The sequence below is a fragment of the Nocardioides sp. genome, from assembly GCF_030150155.1.
Classification (GTDB): Bacteria; Actinomycetota; Actinomycetes; order Propionibacteriales; family Nocardioidaceae; genus Nocardioides.
On sequence record NZ_JASLGR010000010.1, the window covers coordinates 22,811 to 40,090 of the forward strand.

General features: G+C 71.4%; 15 protein-coding genes. 4 read left to right on the forward strand and 11 right to left on the reverse strand.

Annotation, left to right across the window (positions count from 1 at the left end):
* Nucleotides 1-49: 49 nt before the first annotated feature.
* The 4 genes from Q1V88_RS01935 to Q1V88_RS01950 form a co-directional block, all read right to left on the reverse strand.
* Entirely contained in the window at nucleotides 50-1,009 is a 960-nt protein-coding gene (locus Q1V88_RS01935; RefSeq protein WP_300677159.1) for a hypothetical protein, read from the reverse strand.
* Between the two features lie 210 nt (nucleotides 1,010-1,219).
* Nucleotides 1,220-4,612 carry an error-prone DNA polymerase gene (locus Q1V88_RS01940; protein WP_300677161.1) on the reverse strand — a complete coding sequence of 1,131 codons (3,393 nt, stop codon included), beginning with the start codon at nucleotides 4,610-4,612 and terminating at the stop codon, nucleotides 1,220-1,222.
* A 10-nt stretch (nucleotides 4,613-4,622) separates the two neighbouring features.
* Nucleotides 4,623-6,203, reverse strand: a complete 1,581-nt coding sequence (locus Q1V88_RS01945; RefSeq protein ID WP_300677163.1) for a DNA polymerase Y family protein — start codon at nucleotides 6,201-6,203, stop codon at nucleotides 4,623-4,625.
* The gene (locus Q1V88_RS01950; RefSeq protein ID WP_300677166.1) at nucleotides 6,200-6,952 is read right to left on the reverse strand and encodes a hypothetical protein; all 753 of its coding nucleotides are present in this window, start codon (nucleotides 6,950-6,952) and stop codon (nucleotides 6,200-6,202) included. Before Q1V88_RS01950 ends, Q1V88_RS01945 begins: the two co-directional genes overlap by 4 nt.
* A gap of 191 nt (nucleotides 6,953-7,143) precedes the next feature.
* On the opposite strand from Q1V88_RS01950, the gene Q1V88_RS01955 reads away from it, so the two are divergent.
* Nucleotides 7,144-8,112 (forward strand): endonuclease/exonuclease/phosphatase family protein, encoded by a 969-nt coding sequence (locus tag Q1V88_RS01955; protein WP_300677169.1) that lies wholly within the window; start codon nucleotides 7,144-7,146, stop codon nucleotides 8,110-8,112.
* Here Q1V88_RS01955 and Q1V88_RS01960 read toward each other — a convergent pair.
* From Q1V88_RS01960 to lepA, 7 genes are all read right to left on the reverse strand, one after another.
* A complete protein-coding gene (locus Q1V88_RS01960) occupies nucleotides 8,103-9,959 on the reverse strand; it encodes an AMP-binding protein (RefSeq protein WP_300677171.1) in 1,857 nt (618 codons plus the stop codon). The genes Q1V88_RS01955 and Q1V88_RS01960 overlap by 10 nt on opposite strands.
* 41 nt (nucleotides 9,960-10,000) lie before the next feature.
* Complete coding sequence (locus Q1V88_RS01965; RefSeq protein ID WP_300677174.1) at nucleotides 10,001-10,669, reverse strand: MOSC domain-containing protein; 669 nt, start codon at nucleotides 10,667-10,669, stop codon at nucleotides 10,001-10,003.
* Between the two features lie 126 nt (nucleotides 10,670-10,795).
* Entirely contained in the window at nucleotides 10,796-11,752 is a 957-nt protein-coding gene (locus Q1V88_RS01970) for an aminoglycoside phosphotransferase family protein (RefSeq protein ID WP_300677176.1), read from the reverse strand.
* Nucleotides 11,749-12,090, reverse strand: a complete 342-nt coding sequence (locus Q1V88_RS01975) for a type II toxin-antitoxin system PemK/MazF family toxin (RefSeq protein WP_300677179.1) — start codon at nucleotides 12,088-12,090, stop codon at nucleotides 11,749-11,751. The genes Q1V88_RS01970 and Q1V88_RS01975 overlap by 4 nt, the downstream gene beginning before the upstream one ends.
* Nucleotides 12,087-12,329 (reverse strand): hypothetical protein, encoded by a 243-nt coding sequence (locus tag Q1V88_RS01980; protein ID WP_300677182.1) that lies wholly within the window; start codon nucleotides 12,327-12,329, stop codon nucleotides 12,087-12,089. The genes Q1V88_RS01975 and Q1V88_RS01980 overlap by 4 nt, the downstream gene beginning before the upstream one ends.
* Before the next feature lie 25 nt (nucleotides 12,330-12,354).
* Nucleotides 12,355-13,533, reverse strand: coding sequence for an FAD-dependent oxidoreductase (locus tag Q1V88_RS01985; RefSeq protein WP_300677184.1), 1,179 nt, complete (start codon nucleotides 13,531-13,533; stop codon nucleotides 12,355-12,357).
* Nucleotides 13,530-15,404 carry a translation elongation factor 4 gene (gene lepA, locus Q1V88_RS01990; protein ID WP_300677187.1) on the reverse strand — a complete coding sequence of 625 codons (1,875 nt, stop codon included), beginning with the start codon at nucleotides 15,402-15,404 and terminating at the stop codon, nucleotides 13,530-13,532. Before lepA ends, Q1V88_RS01985 begins: the two co-directional genes overlap by 4 nt.
* A gap of 69 nt (nucleotides 15,405-15,473) precedes the next feature.
* On the opposite strand from lepA, the gene Q1V88_RS01995 reads away from it, so the two are divergent.
* From Q1V88_RS01995 to rpsT, 3 genes are all read left to right on the forward strand, one after another.
* Nucleotides 15,474-16,496: a hypothetical protein gene (locus Q1V88_RS01995; RefSeq protein ID WP_300677190.1), complete on the forward strand. Its 1,023-nt coding sequence runs from the start codon at nucleotides 15,474-15,476 to the stop codon at nucleotides 16,494-16,496.
* Nucleotides 16,493-17,014 carry a DinB family protein gene (locus Q1V88_RS02000; protein WP_300677193.1) on the forward strand — a complete coding sequence of 174 codons (522 nt, stop codon included), beginning with the start codon at nucleotides 16,493-16,495 and terminating at the stop codon, nucleotides 17,012-17,014. Before Q1V88_RS01995 ends, Q1V88_RS02000 begins: the two co-directional genes overlap by 4 nt.
* Nucleotides 17,015-17,164: 150 nt before the next feature.
* Nucleotides 17,165-17,280, forward strand: a 116-nt coding sequence (gene rpsT, locus Q1V88_RS02005; protein ID WP_300677198.1) for a 30S ribosomal protein S20, incomplete at its 3' end; no start/stop codon positions are given.

Here is a 17,280-nt window from a genome sequence, read left to right on the forward strand (position 1 = left end):
CGACGGGCAGCAGCGCCCACCCGAGGGTTCGCGCTGCTGCCCGCTCGGCTCAGGAGGCCGGGATCGGTGCGGCGACCGGGAGGGTGCGGTCGACCAGGTCACGGATCTTCGATCCGCAGGTCGACAGCACCGACTCGTCGGTGCACCAGTAGGCCGCCGTACGCGTGCCGGTGGCGATGTCGCTGGCCCAGTTCGCACCGAAGTCGCGCAGACGTGCGGTCTGGGTGGTGTTGGCGCTGCAGCCGGCACCGGCGATGCCGATCACGTCACTGTTCTCACCCTCGACGTCGATGTGGCAGCTGCCGCCGCTGGGGATGCCGACGGTGAACTTCTCCCAGACCAGCTGGATCCCGACGAAGGCGCTGTCGAGGTCCTTGAGCGCGCCGAAGGAGTTGTTGTACAGGTTGGCCAGGCTCGGGCGGGCCGCGACCGAGAGCACCGGCCGGGTGCCGCCGGCCGAGATCGCCGCCAGGTTGGCGGTGAAGCCGGAGGAGGCGACCGGGTCGAAGAGGACCGCACCCTTGAGCCCGGCGTAGCCGTCGGCGGCCAGGCGCGCCCCGACCACGGAGGCGAAGTGACCACCGGCGGAGTGACCGCCGACGATGTAGCTGACCGGCAGCGCCTTGCCCGAGGGCGGGGTCAGGGCACGGGCGGCCAGCGCGTCACCCAGGTCGTTGCCCAGAGTCGGGTTGCCGCTGGACATGTCGGCGTTGACGCACAGCACCATCACGCCCTTCTCCACGATCGCCTTGCTGGTGCCGCGCAGGTTGGCGCAGTCCCGGGAGAAGCCGTGGTTGAGCAGCATCAGGGCGCTGGCGGTGCCGTTGGGCAGATACCAGTCGACGCTGTACGACGTCCCCGCGATGGTCGCGGTGGAGTTGACGCAGGTCGCGGTGGTGGACGAGAAGCTGGCGCAGGCAGCGTCCGCGTGAGCGGCGGGCGCGACGGCGGTGAGGCCGGCGGCCCCGAGGAAAGCAGTCCCGAGGACTGCGGCAAGACGACGCAACACGAGTGGTTCTCCTTGCTGATGCTCCCCCACCCGCCGAGACGGTCCCGACGGCTTGCGGGGACCGTAGCCAGCCAACGCTCTCCCGAAAACATCTACAATATATCGTTATACATCTGTGATCCGCCGAGATCCGGGTTCACCACCGCCGACTTCCGGGTTCACCACCGGTGAGATCCGGGTTCACCACCCTCGACTTCCGGGTTCACCACCTCAGCGGAAGTCCCTCGACCGGTGCCGTCGCTGGAGCGCATCGCCTGCCGACGGGGCGATCTCGGTCAGCGGCGCCAGCCGGTCGGCGACCAGGTTGAGTACGCCGTCCTGACGCTCCACCAGCCCCCGGATCAGCATCGCCGAGGCGCTGGTCGCCACCGAGCGGTACTTCGACCAGACCCCGGTGGAGCAGACCACGTTGAGCATCCCGGTCTCGTCCTCCAGGTTGAGGAAGGTCACCCCGCCGGCGGTCGAAGGGCGCTGCCGGTGGGTGATCATCCCGCCCACCGTCACCCGGGTGCCGGTCCTGATCGCCGTCAGTCCGGCGACCGAGACCACCCCGCTGCCGGAGAGCTGGACCCGCAGGTGGGAGAAGGGGTGCCCGTCGGTGGTGACCCCGGTGGCCCACAGGTCCGCCAGCGTCTCCTCCACCTGGCTCATCTGCGGCAGCGCCGGGGCCTCGACCACCGGCGCGGTGCCGGGCAGCTGGTCGGCCGACTCGGTCCAGCCCGCCGCCCACAGAGCCTCACGCCGACTCAGCCCGCTGACCGCCCCGGCCGTGGCCAGCGCCTCCAGCTGGGCGGTGTCGAGTCCCGCCCGACGGGCCAGGTCGGGCAGGTCCCGGAAGGGCGCCTGCTCGCGCGCCTCGACGATCCGCGTCGCCGTCTCCCGGCTCAGCCCCCGCACCTCATCCAGGCCGAGACGTACGGCGAACCCCGCGTCCCGGCGGTGCTCCGGGGTAGGGTCGGGGGTGCCAGGACGCCACAGCGACCCCGCCTCGAAGTCGTGCAAGCAGCGCTCCCGACCGGTCGGCACCACCGGCCCGGCCCCGTCACGCTCCGCCAGCGGCTCCAGATCGGCCATCGCCCCCGACACCGCCAGGTCGGGCCGGCGCACCTCCACCCCGTGCCGGATCGCGTCCTGGGTCAGCGACTGCGGCGAGTAGAAGCCCATCGGCTGTGCCCGCAGCAGCCCGGCCAGGAAGGCCCCCGGGTAGTGCAGCTTGAACCACGAGGAGGCATAGACCAGCTTGGCGAAGCTGAGCGAGTGCGACTCGGCGAACCCGAAGTTCGCGAAGGAGAGGATCTGCAGGTAGATCGCCCCGGCGATCTCGTCGCTGAGCCCCTTGGCCTTCATCCCGGCGAAGAGCCGTTCCTTGAGGGACTCGATCCGCTCGATCCCCCGCTTCGAGCCCATCGCCCGACGCAGCAGGTCGGCGTCGTCGGCGGAGAAGTCGCCGAGCACCCGACCCATCTCCATCAGCTGCTCCTGGAAGAGCGGCACCCCCTTGGTCCGCTCCAGCACCGGCTCCAGGACCGGGTGGGCGTAGGTGACCGGCTCACGCCCGGTCGCCCGCCGGATGTAGGGGTGCACCGCTCCGCCCTGGATCGGGCCGGGCCGGATCAGGGCGATCTCGATCGCCAGGTCGTAGAAGGAGCGCGGCTGGAGCCGGGGCAGGGTGCCGATCTGGGCTCGGCTCTCCACCTGGAACACCCCGATCGAGTCGGCCCGGCAGAGCATGTCGAAGACCGCCGGCTCCTCCTTGGGCACGGTGGCCAGCTCCCAGTGCTCGCCCAGGTGGGTGCCGATCATCGTCATGATGTGGTCGAGGGCCGAGAGCATCCCCAGGCCGAGCAGGTCGAACTTCACCAGGCCCATGTACTCGCAGCCGTCCTTGTCCCACTGCACCACGGTGCGCTGGTCCATCCGGCCGCGCTCGATCGGCACCACCTCGCCGATCGGTCGCTCGGTGAGCAGCATCCCGCCCGAGTGGATGCCCAGGTGGCGCGGGGCGCCGTGGAACTGCGACGCCAGCTCCAGCACCGCGTCGGGCACCCCTGCCTCAGCGGGTGCCTCGACCCGGGTCCAGCTCGAGATCCGCTTGCTCCAGGCGTCCTGCTGGCCCGGTGAGTAGCCCAGCGCCTTGGCCGCGTCCCGGATCGCCATCTTGGGCCGGTAGCCGATGATGTTGGCGACCTGGGCGGCGTTGCGACGGCCGTAGCTGCGGTAGACCCACTGGATCACCTCCTCGCGCCGGTTGGAGTCGAAGTCGACGTCGATGTCGGGCTCCTCCTCGCGATGCTCGGAGATGAACCGCTCGAACGGCAGCCGGTAGTAGACCGGGTCGATCGCGGTCACCCCGAGGGCGTAGCAGACCGCCGAGGCCGCGGCACTGCCCCGGCCCTGGCACAGGATCCCCTCGCTGCGGGCGAAGGCGACGATGTCGTGCACGATCACGAAGTAGCCGCAGAAGTTCTTCCGCGTGATCACCTCGAGCTCGTGCTCGACCCGAGCGCGCGCCCGGGCGACGAAGTCAGGCTTGTCGCGGTACGCGTCGGCGTACCGCTGGGCGAAGCCGGCCTCGGTCAGCTCGCGCAGCCAGGAGGCGGCGGTGTGGCCGTCCGGGATGTTGCGGCTGGGCAGCTCCGGGGTGGCCTTGCGCAGGTCGAAGGCGCACTCGTCGGCGATCGTGACCGAGCGCGCCACCGCCCCCGGGTAGCGGACGAAGCGCTGGGCCATCTCGGCCCCGCTGTAGAGGTGCGCCGAGCCGTGTGCGGCCAGCCAGCCGTCCATCTCCCCCAGCGCGCGGCGGGCCCGGACCGCCGCCATCGCGTCGGCGAGCCGATGCGCCTGCGGCGTCGCGTAGTGCACGTTGCCGGTCGCCACCGTCGCCAGACCGAGGTCGGCGGCGATCGCGGCGAGGTGGTCATTGCGCCGCGAGTCGGTCGGCATCCGATGGTCGCTCAGCTCGACCACGACCTGCTCGGCACCGAACCAGTCGACCAGGTTCTCGATCTCCTCCCGCTGCCCGAACCCCTTGCGGCACCCGGTCAGCACCGTCCAGTGCCCCCGACCGGCGTCGACGACCTCGTCGAGGTCGTAGACCGGACGGCCCTTCTCGTCGCCGCGCAGCTGCGCCTCGGTGATCACCGACGCGAGCCGGTGATAGCCCTCCACCCCGCGCGCCAGCACCAGCAGGTGCTGCCCCTCGGGGTCGGCGACGCCGTTCTGCGGGCCGCTCAGCCCGAGCGAGAGCTCGGCGCCGTACACGGTCTTGAGCAGGTACGACGAGGTGGCGCGGGCTGCGGCCATCGCCTCGGCGAACGCCGGAGCGCCGTAGAACCCGTCGTGGTCGGTCAGGGCGAGGCCGTGCAGCCCGAGCCGGACCGCCTCGACGACCAGCTCGCGGGGCGAGGAGGCACCGTCGAGGAAGCTGAAGTGCGAGTGCGCGTGCAGCTCGGCGTACGCCGTGGCGATCTGGGTCGGCGGATGCACCTCCAGCACGCCCGCGCGCCGCTTGCGCGAGATCGGGACGTCCAGCGGCGAGACGGGGCGCCCCGAGAGGCGCTTCTCCAGCTCCCGCCAGGGGATCTCCGGGTTCTCCCAGCCCATCAGAGGACCATCAGTCGTACGCCGCCTCGGTCAGCCAGGCGTCACCGTCGCAGGTGACCAGCCAGGCCCTGCCGTCGGCGGCGACCAGCTGGAACCGGGCCACCTTGCGTGCCCCCGGCTCCCACCAGGTCTCGTCGACCGGCCAGGGCCCGGCCCAGGCCGTCACCGGCAGCCAGCCCTCGCCGCCGTGCGGCCGGAACCGGCTCGGCGGCGCGCTGACGGCACCACGCGAACCGATCACGACCGGATGTCCACCGGCGTCCATCACCGCGGCGTGCTCGGGGACCGACAGCACCCGGGAGGGGTACGGCGGCGGGATCGATCCGGGCCAGGGCAGCTCGCGCGGACGCAGCCCGGTCGGCCGGGTGCCCCACGGCACCATCGCCTGGCGCTCGGCCGGGGTGCGACCGCCCTGGAGCACCGGAGCGACCACGGCGTCGGGTCCGAGCAGTCCCTGGACGCGTGCCACGCCGCGCTCCACCCGCGCGTCCGAGCCACCCCACAGGCCGTCGGCGTGGACGGCGTCGCTGACCACGGCGACCGGGGTGAACCTGACCCGCGTCACGGGCGCGCCGACCGCGCCGGCACGCAGGGAGCCGACCAGCTGCCAGTGCAGCCGGTCGATCAGGTCGGCGGCACCGAACCAGCGCGGGTGCAGCCAGCGCCGCGCCGAGACCACCTCCCCCTCGGCCGCGTCCTCGACCTCGATCAGGACGTCGGTGCAGACCACCTGCTGGTGTGCCAGGGCGGTGACGAACCCCTCGACCGTACGTCGGGAGGAGAAGCAGATCGCCTCGGCCTGGTCCAGGGGCGGCTCGAAGACGACCTCCCGGATCAGGTCCGGGGGAACCTGACGGGTCGCCAGCCCGGCAGCCTGCTCCCCCGCCGCGCCGTGCAGCACCTGGTGCACCCAGGCCGCATGGGACCCGAAGCGGGACCTGACGCTGGCCGCCGGCAGCGCCGCCAGGTCGCCCAGGGTGTGCAGCCCGAGGCGCTGGAGCAGGCTGACCGTCTGCGCCGTCTGGGCCGACCGGGCAGGGTCCTCCTGACCGCCGGTGTCGAGGTCGATCACCCCGACCGGCAACGGGGCCAGGAACCGCGCCGAGTCGCCCTCGGGGACGATCCGGGTCTGCTGCACCCCGGCCAGCCGGGCCGCCTGCTCGGCGGTGAAGAGCTCGTCGGCGATCCCGATCCGCACGTCGCGGATCCCGACGCCGACCACCGCTTCGAGCAGCACCGCGCCCGCCTCCTCGTCGCCTCCGTAGAAGCGCCCCGGCGAGCGCAGCGCCACCAGGCCGGGGCGCAGCGGTGCCACTCCGGGGCGGATCTCCTCCAGCACCCCGAGCACCTCCTCGAAGACGGTGGCGTCGACGTCGGGGGCGGCGTCGATCAGGGTGATCTCGGGGCAGCGGGCCTGGGAGTCGCGCCGCCGCATGCCACGCCGGACCCCACTGGCACGGGCGGCGTCGTTGCAGGCCACCACCCGGTTGGCGTGCAGCACCGCAGCGGGCAGGTGACTGGGCAGGTCCCGGGCGCGCAGCCCGACGGCGACCGGCCAGTCCGGCACCCAGAGCACCAGCACCCGGCTCATGCGCTCACCACCCCGAGGGCGGGCCCCTGCTGGACGGCCGGTGCCATCGGCGCGGCGGCGATCAGGGTGAGGTCGGCGGCGGGGAACCAGACGTCGGCGCGCCGGGGCGGGGCGGTCCCCCGACGGGCCTCGACGTTGAGCAGCCGGGCACGCAGGTGTCCCTCGCCCTGTCCCGCTCCGCCCCAGCGCGGCCGGGTGGCGCTGAGCCTGACCTCGGCCCGCGGCCACGGCCCGAGCGAGATCAGCGCGGCTTCCCGGGTGCGCAGCCGGGCCGCGACCTTGGAGGCGACCCCGTCGCCGATCCGGCCGGTGGGACGCACCACCAGGACGCTGACCACGTCGATCAGCGCCGCCACCGCGTCGATCCAGCCCTGCCCCGGGTCGGGCACGCAGATCACCCGGTCGAGCCTGACGCCCAGCCCGGCCGCTGCCTCGGCACCGAAGTCGGGCACCCCGACGACGGCACCCCAGGCACCCGCGGCCGACGGCCCCGCCAGCAGCCCCCAGGCCAGGCTCACCCCGGCGACGGTCGGATCGATCTCGTAGACTCCTCCGGCTTGGAGCTGCACGATCGGCCGCAGCGCCGGCACCGTCGCCAGGTCACGTCGGGTCGGGGCCGAACGCTCCAGCCGACGGACCCGCTCACGCAGCTGGTCGATCTGCGCCAGACGCGAGACCTCCGGCGAGTGCGCCGAGGACTCGGAGGTCAGGGCGGAGGGTCGAGCGAGGGTTCGAGCAGCGGGTGTCACACCACCCATAGTCGAACATTTGTTCGAACAAATCAATCGGAGATCGTCGCCCCGCGCTCACCGGCGAGATCGGTCTCACACCCGGCCCCCGACAGCACGCTCCCGCGTGTCCCGAACTTGTCACACACTGCTCGTCCCGCTGTTACCGGGGTTCCGCCACAGGCTCCTCACAGGCACGCTACGGTCTCTCCGTGCCGAACCGACTCGCACTCGCTGCGTGCCTGGTCGCCCTCCTCCTGGGCACCCCCGCGACCGCGCTGGCGACCGTTCCTCACCTCACCGCCACCCGCCCCGACGGGGCCGGTCCGAGCCACCCCACCGCCACGACCACCGCCGCCGCCGCGGCCACGGCCACCAGCACGGCCACCGCGTCGGCCAGCCCGTCCCCCAGCGGCACCGGCGGCACCGGCACCACCCCCGGTCCTCGGCATCGACTCTTCTTCGCCAACGCCCAGCGCGAGTCCCTCACCGGGGCCGCCGACGCCCGCCGTCGGATGGGGATCATGGTCCGCGACCTGAACCGCTCGCACGCCGACCTCGGGGTGCTGGTGGAGCTCCAGGGCGGCCAGCCGCGCTCCTTCCGCACCCGCACCCAGGGCGCCTGGAAGCTGATCTCGGTCGGGCACGGCGTCCGCAACGGGGTGATCTACGACCCGCAGGTCTGGACGCCGCTCTCCCAGGACTCGATCCCGACCTACTGGAACGGCGGGCAGCGGACCCGCACCCCGGTCGTCGTGTTCAGCGGCACCGACGGCGAGCAGGTCGCGGTGATCGGCGTGCACAACCCGCGCGACAGCAGCCGTCGCCGTTCGACCAACAACCGTCGCATCCTGGCCACCGTGCGCACCCTCCAGCGCCGCGGGATCGGCGTACTGATCGCCGGCGACTTCAACACCGGCAAGGCGGCGCTGTGCCTGTACACCAGCCGCCGCCACCAGATGGCCAGCGCCGGCCACCGGCGCCGTCACGCCTGCCGCGACCACCGGCCGACCCGGATCGACCAGGCCTTCGCCACCTCCGACATCGACCTCTTCGGCTACCGACGCCGCTTCTCCCGGGCGACCGACCACCGGGCGGTCTACTCGACCGGGTTCCGGCTGCGCCTGAGCACCCCGGCGCCGGGTCCCGGGGACCCGACGCTGGTGCCGGCTCAGCCGTAGAAGCCGTCGATCGTGCCGGCGTTGTTCTTCTCCACGACGTTGCGCTTCACCTTCAGCGACGGGGTCAGCTCACCGGACTCGATGGTCAGGTCGTGGTCGAGGATCTCCCACTTCTTGATCGTCTCCCAGCGGTTGAGCTGCTCGTTGAGCTGGGTGACGTAGCCGGCCACCATCTCCCGTGCCGCCGGTGAGGACGCGATCTGCGAGTACGACGCTCCCGCGAGCCCGTTCTCAGCGGCCCAGGCCTCGATCGCGTCGGGGTCCAAGGTGACCAGTGCGACAGCGAAGTTCCGCTCGGCGCCGAAGACCATGAACTGGCTGACGTAGGGGCACAGCGCCTTGAACTTGGCCTCGATCTGGTTGGGTGCCACGTACTTGCCGCCCGAGGTCTTGAAGATCTCCTTGAGCCGACCGGTGATGGTGAGGAAGCCGTCGGCGCTGATCGACCCCTTGTCGCCGGTGCGCAGCCAGCCGTCGGCGGTGAACGCCTGCGCGGTCGCGTCCGGGTTGTTGTGGTAGCCCGCCATCACGTGCGGCCCCTTGAGCTGGACCTCGTCGAACTCCCCGATCCGGATCTCGCTGCCCGGGATCGCGAGACCGACGGTGCCGATCCGGTTGCTCTCGGGACGGTTGACCGTGGCACCGGCGGAGTTCTCCGTCATGCCGTAGCCCTCCAGGATGAGGAGCCCGGCGGCGTGGAACCAGGACGCGATGTCGGGGTTGAGGGCGGCCGAGCCGGAGATCATGAACCGGATCCGCCCACCGAAGCGCGCCCGCACCTTGCGGAAGACCAGGATGTCGAAGAGCGTGTGCTGGACCTGGAGGGTGATCGGCACCGACTTCTGTGCCTCGACCAGGGCGTCGTACCGCTTGCCGACGGCGAAGGCCTTGGTGAACAGGGTCTTCTTCAGGCCGCCCTCGGCGTCGACCATCGTCACGATCCGGGCGTAGGCCTTCTCGAAGATCCGTGGCGCGGCGCCCATGAAGGTCGGCCTGATCACGGCGAGGTTGTCGATGATCTTGTCCACCCGGCCGTCGATCGCGGTCGGGAACCCGATCGCGAGCTGGGTGGAGAGCAGCACCTTGCCGAAGACGTGCGACATCGGCAGCCAGAGGAACTGGAGGTCGTGGGTGGACAGGATGTCCTGGGCCTGGATCGCGGCGCCCTCGTAGACCCAGGAGCGGTGCAGCAGCCGCACGCCCTTGGACCGGCCGGTGGTCCCCGACGTGTAGACCAGGGTGGCGAGCTGGTCGGGCTTGATCGAGGCGGCGATCTCGGAGATCAGGTGCTCGTGGGTGGCGAGGTACTCCTCCCCCAGCGTCTCGAGGTGGTCGAGGCTGAGCACCCGCTTGCCGTCGGCCTTGCCGTCGAAGGTGATGATCGTGGTGAGCGAGCCCAGCTCGGCGGCGTGCAGCTCGACCTTGGCGATCTGCTCGTCGTCCTCGGCGAAGACCACCCGGCACTCGGAGTCGCCCAGGATCCAGGCGACGTCGTCGTCCTTGCTCGACGGATAGACCGTCGTGGTGGCCGCACCCGCGCACATCACGCCGAGGTCGGCCAGGATCCACTCGTACCGGGTCGCCGAGGCGATCCCGACGCGCTGCTCCAGGGTGAGCCCGAGGCTGACCAGGCCAGCAGCGATCTTGCTGACCCGCTCCCCGACCTCGCGCCAGGTGACGGAGTGCCAGTGCTCGTGCTCACGGCTGTGCGCGTCGGCGTGCGGGTCGTCGTGGCCGCCGACGTGCGGATAGAGGTAGGCCTCACCGTCGGGATCGGCCGCCACCCTCTCGAGGAACTGCACCGCCACATTGGCCGGCATGGTCTCCAGGAAGTCGGTGTCGGTCATCAGCGGGGATCCCTCCGGTCGCGGCTTGCGAGAGCCCGAGACTAGACGCTGCCGCGGCGCGGCGGTAGGCCTTCTGCGACACGAGTCGCAGCATCTCGCACGTTCTCGACCAGATCGTCGATCTGCAACAGCTGGGGCAGCAGTGACCTGTCGAGGTTGATCGCCCTGAACATCGTGGCCACCGTGATGCCGTGGTCGGGGACCGACTCGGCCACGATCTCGTCACCGGCGGTGAGCTCGCCTTCCTCGATCACGCGCAGGTACGGCCCGGGCCGGCACTCGGTGGCGAACCGCTTGACCCAGCGGGCGTTGTCGAAGCCGGACTCGCCCATCCAGTTCTTGAAGTCGTTGCACGGCGTCCTGACGTAGGCGACCTCGAACAGCGCGGTCCCGATCCGCCACCGGGTGCCGACCACGGCCTCGTTGACGTCGATCCCCTCGGTGGTGAGGTTCTCCCCGAACTGGCCGTCGGCGATCGGCTTGCGCAGCCGCTCGCCCCACACGTCGAGGTCCTCCCGCGCGAACGCATAGACCGCCTGGTCCACCCCGCCGTGGTGCTTCGTGTCGGAGACGGTGTCACCCTCGAGTCCGAGCCGATGCGCGCGTACGGCGCCGGCCACCGGCCTCTTGTCGATGCTGGTGACCCCCAGCCCGGCCCACTCCCGCTGCTTCGGCTGGCCGACGTTGACCGAACGCACCCGGGCGCTCATGCCCGGCCCTCGCTCAGGGCACCACGGGAAGGGGACGGATGCTTCCACAACACGGCCCCAGCCTAGTGGGCCCGAACGTGCCGCTCGGACCTCGCCAGCGGTCCAAGCTGTCGGCCTGTCCAGCGGTCAGTCCTGCACGGCCTTCGCGATCGCGACACAGCGGGTGAACCAGTCATGGTCGGAGATCCGCCCCGGCCCCGAAGCTCCGGCGGGCTCCTCGATCCGCTGGCAGGCCAGGTCGAGCATCCGGACCACGACCCAGTCCTTGGCACGCTGCTCGTCGAGCCCGGCCGCATCGAGGGTCGCGAAGAACCGGTCGCGCAGACCCTCGCGGACCCGCCCGGCGAGCTCGTCGAACCGGTTGGTCAGCAGCGGGGCCAGCTCGTAGTGCGGGTCACCGCTGAGCGGCTTCGGGTCGATCACCCGCCAGCCCAGGCCGGTGGTGTCGCCTGCGCGAGCGGGCGCGGCGAGCACGTTGCCGTAGTGCAGGTCGCCGTGGATCAGGGTCCCGTCGGTCGCCTCGTCGGCGGCGAACGAGCGCGCCAGCGAGCGGGCCTGGTCGACCAGACGGGGCGGCACCGGGACCCCGCGGGGCAGCGCCGCCAGCCGGTCGGCCAGGGCGGCGACGTACGCCGACAACGGGCGCAGCTGGGCGGGCGCGGGCCGGTGCAGGGCGCCGTAGAGCTCCCCCACCACCTCGCACGCGCGCACGTCCCACTCCTCGCCCAGGTCGGCCGGGCCGAGCCGCTCCAGCAGCATCACCCGGTGGCGCGGGTTGGCTCGGATCAGGGTCGCCGCTCCTCGCCCGGCCCAGTGCTGGAGGGCGAGCGCCTCGTGCTCGGTCTCCTCATCGGGGAAGGCCAGCTTGAGCATCCCCCGATCTCGACCGCCACGCCCCACCACCGGCAGCACCAGCGCGGTGTAGCCGTGCAGCGACGGACCCTCGACGCGCAGCTCCCAGTCGGCCAGGAACCGGGCCGCCAACGCCGGCAGTCCGGTGAGCCAGCGCTCCCACTCCGGGCCCCGCTGCTCGACGGCCGCAGCCAGACCGGCCGGGATCTCGATCGACTCTGCCCCGCTCACAGGCCCAACGACTCTCGCAGCCAGGTCCACACCTCGGCCATCGCTGCGGCCGGCGCGGTCCCGACCTGGCCGCGCAGGCGGCTACGGCTCAGTGTGCGGACCTGCTCGGTCATCGCCCACGACGGACGCCCCTGGAGCTCTCCGAGGCCGACGTGATTGCCCCAGCCCCGGTCGACCGAGGTGATCGGCACCACCGCCACCAGGGTGTCGACGACCTCGAGGAAACGATCGCTGGACACCACCAGGACCGGGCGGCGGCCGCCCTGCTCCCGACCGCCCACCGGCTCCAGGAACGCCCAGTGGATCTGCCCCGGGGCAAGCGCGACCGGGGTCGTCACCACTCCTCGGCCTCCAGGCCGTCGGCCGCCAACGCGTCCCAGGCGGCATCCTCGGCGCGGGCCTCCTCCGACGGTGGATGCGCTGCGAGAGCACCGCGCAGCTGCTCCCAGCGGGTGGCGCGCTCGTGGTCGCGGGCCAGGGAGCCGACGTAGTCCCCCAACGAGAGGCCGAGCGCCGCCGCCTGATCGCGCAGCAGATCCCGGGTCTGGGTCGTCACCTTGATCGTCGTGACCGCCATGACCCCGAGTATACGAGCCGTATACCTAGCCGTGCAGACGCGCAGGCGACACCTGGTCGACGTCGAACCCGGTCGCGACGATGTCCTCGGGCACCGCTGCACCCAGCAGCAGCGCGGCCCCCAGACGGGCCGAGGCGGGACCCATCTGGATCCCGTAGCCGCCCTGGCCGGCGTACCAGAAGAAGCCGTCCACCTCGGGGTCGGCGCCGATCACGGGCGACCCGTCGGGGGCGAAGCTGCGCAGCCCGGCCCACGGCGTGCGGATGCCGCGGATGCCGATCGTGGTGGCCTCGTTGATCACGTCGATGGCACGGGCGATCTCGAGCTCGTCGGGCTTCGCGTCGTGCGGCGTGGTCAGGGTCTCGTCGGCCGGCGAGCACAGGTACTGACCCGAGTCGCCCTTGAAGTAGAAGGCGTTGTCGTGGTCGATGCTCATCACCATCGGCAGGCTGTGCGTGGCCGCCTCGGCGCCGACCATGAAGATCGAGCGCAGCCGCGGCTCGATCCCGATCGGACGCGCACCGAAGACCTCGGCCACCTCGTCCACCCAGGCACCGGCCGCGTTGACGACGTACGTCGCCTCGAACTCCTGACTGATGCCGGCACTGACCCGCCACCGGCCCTCGGCGGTGCGCTCGGCGCCGCTGACCCGGGCCAGGGTGAGGATCTCACCGCCGTGGGCCTTGAGCCCCCGCTTGTAGCCCTGGTGCAGTCCGGCGACGTCGACCTCGAGCGCGTACGGCTCCAGCAGCGCGGCCTCGACCCACTCCTCGCGCAGCATCGGCACCAGCGCGACCGCCTCGGCCGGCATGATCAGCCGGGCCTCGGGGGTGAGCCGGACGACGTCGTCGTGGAACTCCTGCAGCGCCGCGGTGAACCCCTCGGGGGCGACGTGCAGCATCGTCATCGGCGTGCCGAGCGGGTCGCCGTCGGGGTGCCGGTCGGCCGGCGGGGTGATGAAGTAGTCGTGGCTGGCCGCCGTCAGGGCCCGCACCGGACCGTTGCCGTAGGTGCCGATCCAGGTCGCGGCCGAGCGTCCGGTGGTGTGGTAGGCCAGGGTCGACTCGGCCTCGAGCAGGACCACCTTCTGACCGCTCGCGGCCAGCTCGTAGGCGATCGAGATGCCCGCGATCCCCCCGCCTATCACGAGGACGTCGCAGGCATGCGGCGTCTGGGTCGTGGCGGCAAAGGGGTGCTGGGTCATTTCTTCTTGTCGGCCTTCTCTGAGGGTTGGGTGGTCGACAGAGCGGCGACGAAGGCCTCCTGCGGGACTTCGACCCGCCCGACCATCTTCATCCGCTTCTTGCCTTCCTTCTGCTTCTCCAGAAGTTTGCGCTTCCGGGAGATGTCTCCGCCATAGCACTTGGCCAGAACGTCCTTGCGGATCGCGCGGATCGTCTCGCGCGCGATCACGCGGGCACCGATCGCCGCCTGGATCGGGACCTCGAACTGCTGACGCGGGATCAGGTCCTTGAGCTTGCCGGCGAGCATGACGCCGTACCCGTAGGCGGCGTCGCGGTGCACGATCGCGCTGAACGCGTCGACCGGCTCGCCCTGGAGCAGGATGTCGACCTTGACCAGGTCGGCGGCCTGCTCGCCGTCGAACTCGTAGTTCAGCGACGCATAGCCCTTGGTCTTGGACTTGAGCTGGTCGAAGAAGTCGAACGCGATCTCGCCCATCGGCAGGATGTAGCGCATCTCGACGCGGTCCTCGGAGAGGTAGTCCATCCCCAGCAGCGTGCCGCGCTTGTGCTGGCACAGCTCCATGATCGTGCCGATGTAGTCGCTCGGGCTCAGGATGGTGGCCTTGACGATCGGCTCGCGGACCTCGGCGATCTTGCCGTCGGGGTACTCGCTCGGGTTGGTCACCTCGATCTCGCGGCCGTCCTCCAGGACGACGTTGTAGACCACGTTCGGGGCGGTCGAGATCAGGTCGAGGTTGAACTCGCGCTCGAGCCGCTCCCGGGTGATCTCCATGTGCAGCAGGCCGAGGAAGCCGATCCGGAAGCCGAAGCCGAGCGCGCCGGAGGTCTCGGGCTCGAAGGTCAGGGCGGCGTCGTTGAGCTGGAGCTTCTCCAGGGCGTCACGCAGCGTGGGGTAGTCGTCGCCGTCGATCGGGTAGAGGCCGGCGTACACCATCGGATTGGGGTGCTCGTAGCCACCGAGCGCCTGCGTGGCCGGGTGCTGGTTGGTCGTCACCGTGTCACCGACGCGGGACTGACGGACGTCCTTGACGCCGGTGATCAGGTAGCCGGTCTCGCCGACGCTGAGCGAGTCGCACTTCATCGGCTCGGGGCTGATCACCCCGATCTCGAGCATCTCGTGGACCGCGCCCGAGGACATCATCTTGATCTTGTCACGGTGGGTGAGCTTGCCGTCGACCACCCGGACGTAGGTGACCACGCCGCGGTAGGTGTCGTAGACCGAGTCGAAGATCAGGGCCCGGGCCGGCGCCTCCGGGTCCCCGGCTGGGGCCGGGACCTGGTCGACGACCGCGTGCAGCAGCTCCTCCACGCCCTGCCCGGTCTTGGCCGAGACCCGGAGCACGTCGCCGGGGTCGCAGCCGATGATGCCGGCCAGTTCCTCGGCGTACCGCTCGGGCTGGGCCGCGGGCAGGTCGATCTTGTTCAGCACCGGGATGATCTGCAGGTCGGCTTCCAGGGCCATGTACAGGTTGGCCAGGGTCTGGGCCTCGATGCCCTGGGCCGCGTCGACCAGCAGCACCGCGCCTTCGCAGGCGGCCAGCGACCGGGACACCTCGTAGGAAAAGTCGACGTGGCCGGGGGTGTCGATGAGGTTCAGCACGTAGGGCTGGCCGTCGGCCCCGGTCCAGGGCAGCCGGACCGCCTGGCTCTTGATGGTGATGCCGCGTTCCCGCTCGATGTCCATCCGGTCCAGGTACTGGGCACGCATGTTGCGGTTCTCGACCACGCCGGTGAGCTGCAGCATGCGGTCGGCCAGTGTGGACTTGCCGTGGTCGATGTGCGCGATGATGCAGAAATTCCGGATCACCGAGGGATCGGTGGCCCCGGGCTCAACAGCGGTCGCAGGCGACGTCGTAGGTGACACAGACATCCGTTTGAGGTGAGAAGTTGGGGTGACGATCCCTTAGCCTATGCGGGACTGCTGGCCTGGGAGGTCCGCATGCCACCTGGCAAGCCCGGCAAGTCCGGCCAGCCCGGCGACCTGGCTGGCTTTGTGCTGACCCGGCTGCTGGCGGCCGCGGCGGCGATTCTGATCGTGATCGTGGTGGCCGGGTTCGTGCTCGGTCACCAGGCCAGCGGGCCAGCCGCGGGCTGGGCCGGCTCCACCGGCCACGATGGGCTGTGGCTGGGCCCGGGCTGGCTGTCGCCGGGAGGCGCCGCGGCCCCGGCCGACACCGCGGCCGGGCGGGCCCAGCTGGCCACCCGGATCCGGACGTCGGGGGTGGCCGACGTGTACGTGCCGGCCGGCCAGGTCGATGCCTCCGGCCAGCTGGCCGCGGTCCCGCGGGCGACGTCGTTGCTGGGCTGGTTTCACCGCACGTTCCCGCGCGTGACCGTCTGCGCCGAACTGACCGGGGCCGTCGGCCGCGGCCACCTCAACCTGGACGACGGCCCCACCCAGCAGCAGCTGGTGGCCAGCGCCCGGTCACTGCTGAAGGCCGGTTTCACCGGGATCAGCTACGACCTGAGCCCGGTGGCCAGCGGCAACCCGGGACTGCTGACCGTGCTGGCCAGGACCCGGGCCCTGCATCCGGCCGTACTCGCGGTGGACACCCCTAAGCTGGAGCCGCTGGCCGGGATGGGACTGCCCGCCGCACTGCTCATGCGCCACCCGGTGTTCTGGACGTCCGGCTACCTCAGCCAGGTGGCCAGCCGGGTGACCCAGGTCGCGGTGCTGGGCTTCGACACCGGGGTGCCGTTGTCGTCGGCGTACAGCGGTTACGTCAAGCACGAGACGTCGGTGGCCCTGAAGGCCGTGCCGGCCTCGGTCAGCCTGATCATGGCGGTCCCGGCCAACGGCGGCAGCAACGAGTCGGTGGCCGCCACCGTGCACGGGGCCCGGGTGGCGCTGACCTCGGCGGGCCGCCAGCGGGCGGCGTCGTTCGGCCTCGGCCTGTACACCGCGGGCACCGCCACCACCGGCGACTGGTCCGCCTATCAGGCAGACTGGGTCCGGAGATGAGCGACTGGACCGTTCCGCTGGTGACGCGGACCCACGAACCGGTGACCGCGGACGAGCGGGAGACCCTGGACGGCCTGCTCGACTGGCACCGGGCAACTCTGGTCTGGAAGTGCGCCGGGCTGACCGGGGTCCAGCTGGCCCAGCAGCCGGTGCCCGCGTCCAGCCTGTCCCTGCTCGGCCTGATCCGGCACCTGACTGACACCGAGCGGGCCTGGTTCCGGCGCCGGGTCGGCGGCCAGGCCCTGGCGGACGTGTACGGGCGGCCGGACCGGCCGGAAGCCGCGTTCGAGGACGCCGACCCGGCCCGCGCCGAGGCTGATCTGGCCCGGCTCGAGGCCGAGTGGGAACGGTGCCGCCAGGCCGCGGCGCCGGTGGCGCTGGACCAGACCCTCGAGCACGAGCGCTGGGGCACCCTGTCGGTCCGCTGGGTGTACGGGCACATGATCGCCGAGTACGCCCGGCACCTCGGCCACGCCGACCTGCTGCGGGAGTCCATCGACGGGGTCACCGGCGAGTAACCGGGCCCGGGGCCCCGGGCGGGCCGCTATACTGTCCGCAGGCGGTCGTTGGCGCCTGGTTTGAGAACCGGCCGCGATCTCGGATATCCTTCGACGTCGCCTATTCGACCGTAGGCAAGACCCCCAGCAGATTTTGAGCGAGGCTTTCGCGTGGCGAATATCAAGAGCCAGATCAAGCGTAACCGGCAGAACGAGGCGCGCCGCCAGCGCAACAAGGCGGTGCGGTCCGCGCTGAAGACGCACGTGCGGCACTTCCACGAGGCCGT

What these genes read in the sequence shown, in the direction of transcription:
- Q1V88_RS01940 (WP_300677161.1), bottom strand. Translation starts at nt 4,612, where the DNA reads ATGGGCTGGGAGAACCCGGAGATCCCCTGGCGGGAGCTGGAGAAGCGC.
- Q1V88_RS01945 (WP_300677163.1), bottom strand. Translation starts at nt 6,203, where the DNA reads ATGAGCCGGGTGCTGGTGCTCTGGGTGCCGGACTGGCCGGTCGCCGTC.
- Q1V88_RS01960 (WP_300677171.1), bottom strand. Translation starts at nt 9,959, where the DNA reads ATGACCGACACCGACTTCCTGGAGACCATGCCGGCCAATGTGGCGGTG.
- Q1V88_RS01965 (WP_300677174.1), bottom strand. Translation starts at nt 10,669, where the DNA reads ATGAGCGCCCGGGTGCGTTCGGTCAACGTCGGCCAGCCGAAGCAGCGG.
- Q1V88_RS01980 (WP_300677182.1), bottom strand. Translation starts at nt 12,329, where the DNA reads ATGGCGGTCACGACGATCAAGGTGACGACCCAGACCCGGGATCTGCTG.
- Q1V88_RS01985 (WP_300677184.1), bottom strand. Translation starts at nt 13,533, where the DNA reads ATGACCCAGCACCCCTTTGCCGCCACGACCCAGACGCCGCATGCCTGC.
- lepA (WP_300677187.1), bottom strand. Translation starts at nt 15,404, where the DNA reads ATGTCTGTGTCACCTACGACGTCGCCTGCGACCGCTGTTGAGCCCGGG.
- Q1V88_RS01995 (WP_300677190.1), top strand. Translation starts at nt 15,474, where the DNA reads ATGCCACCTGGCAAGCCCGGCAAGTCCGGCCAGCCCGGCGACCTGGCT.
- Q1V88_RS02000 (WP_300677193.1), top strand. Translation starts at nt 16,493, where the DNA reads ATGAGCGACTGGACCGTTCCGCTGGTGACGCGGACCCACGAACCGGTG.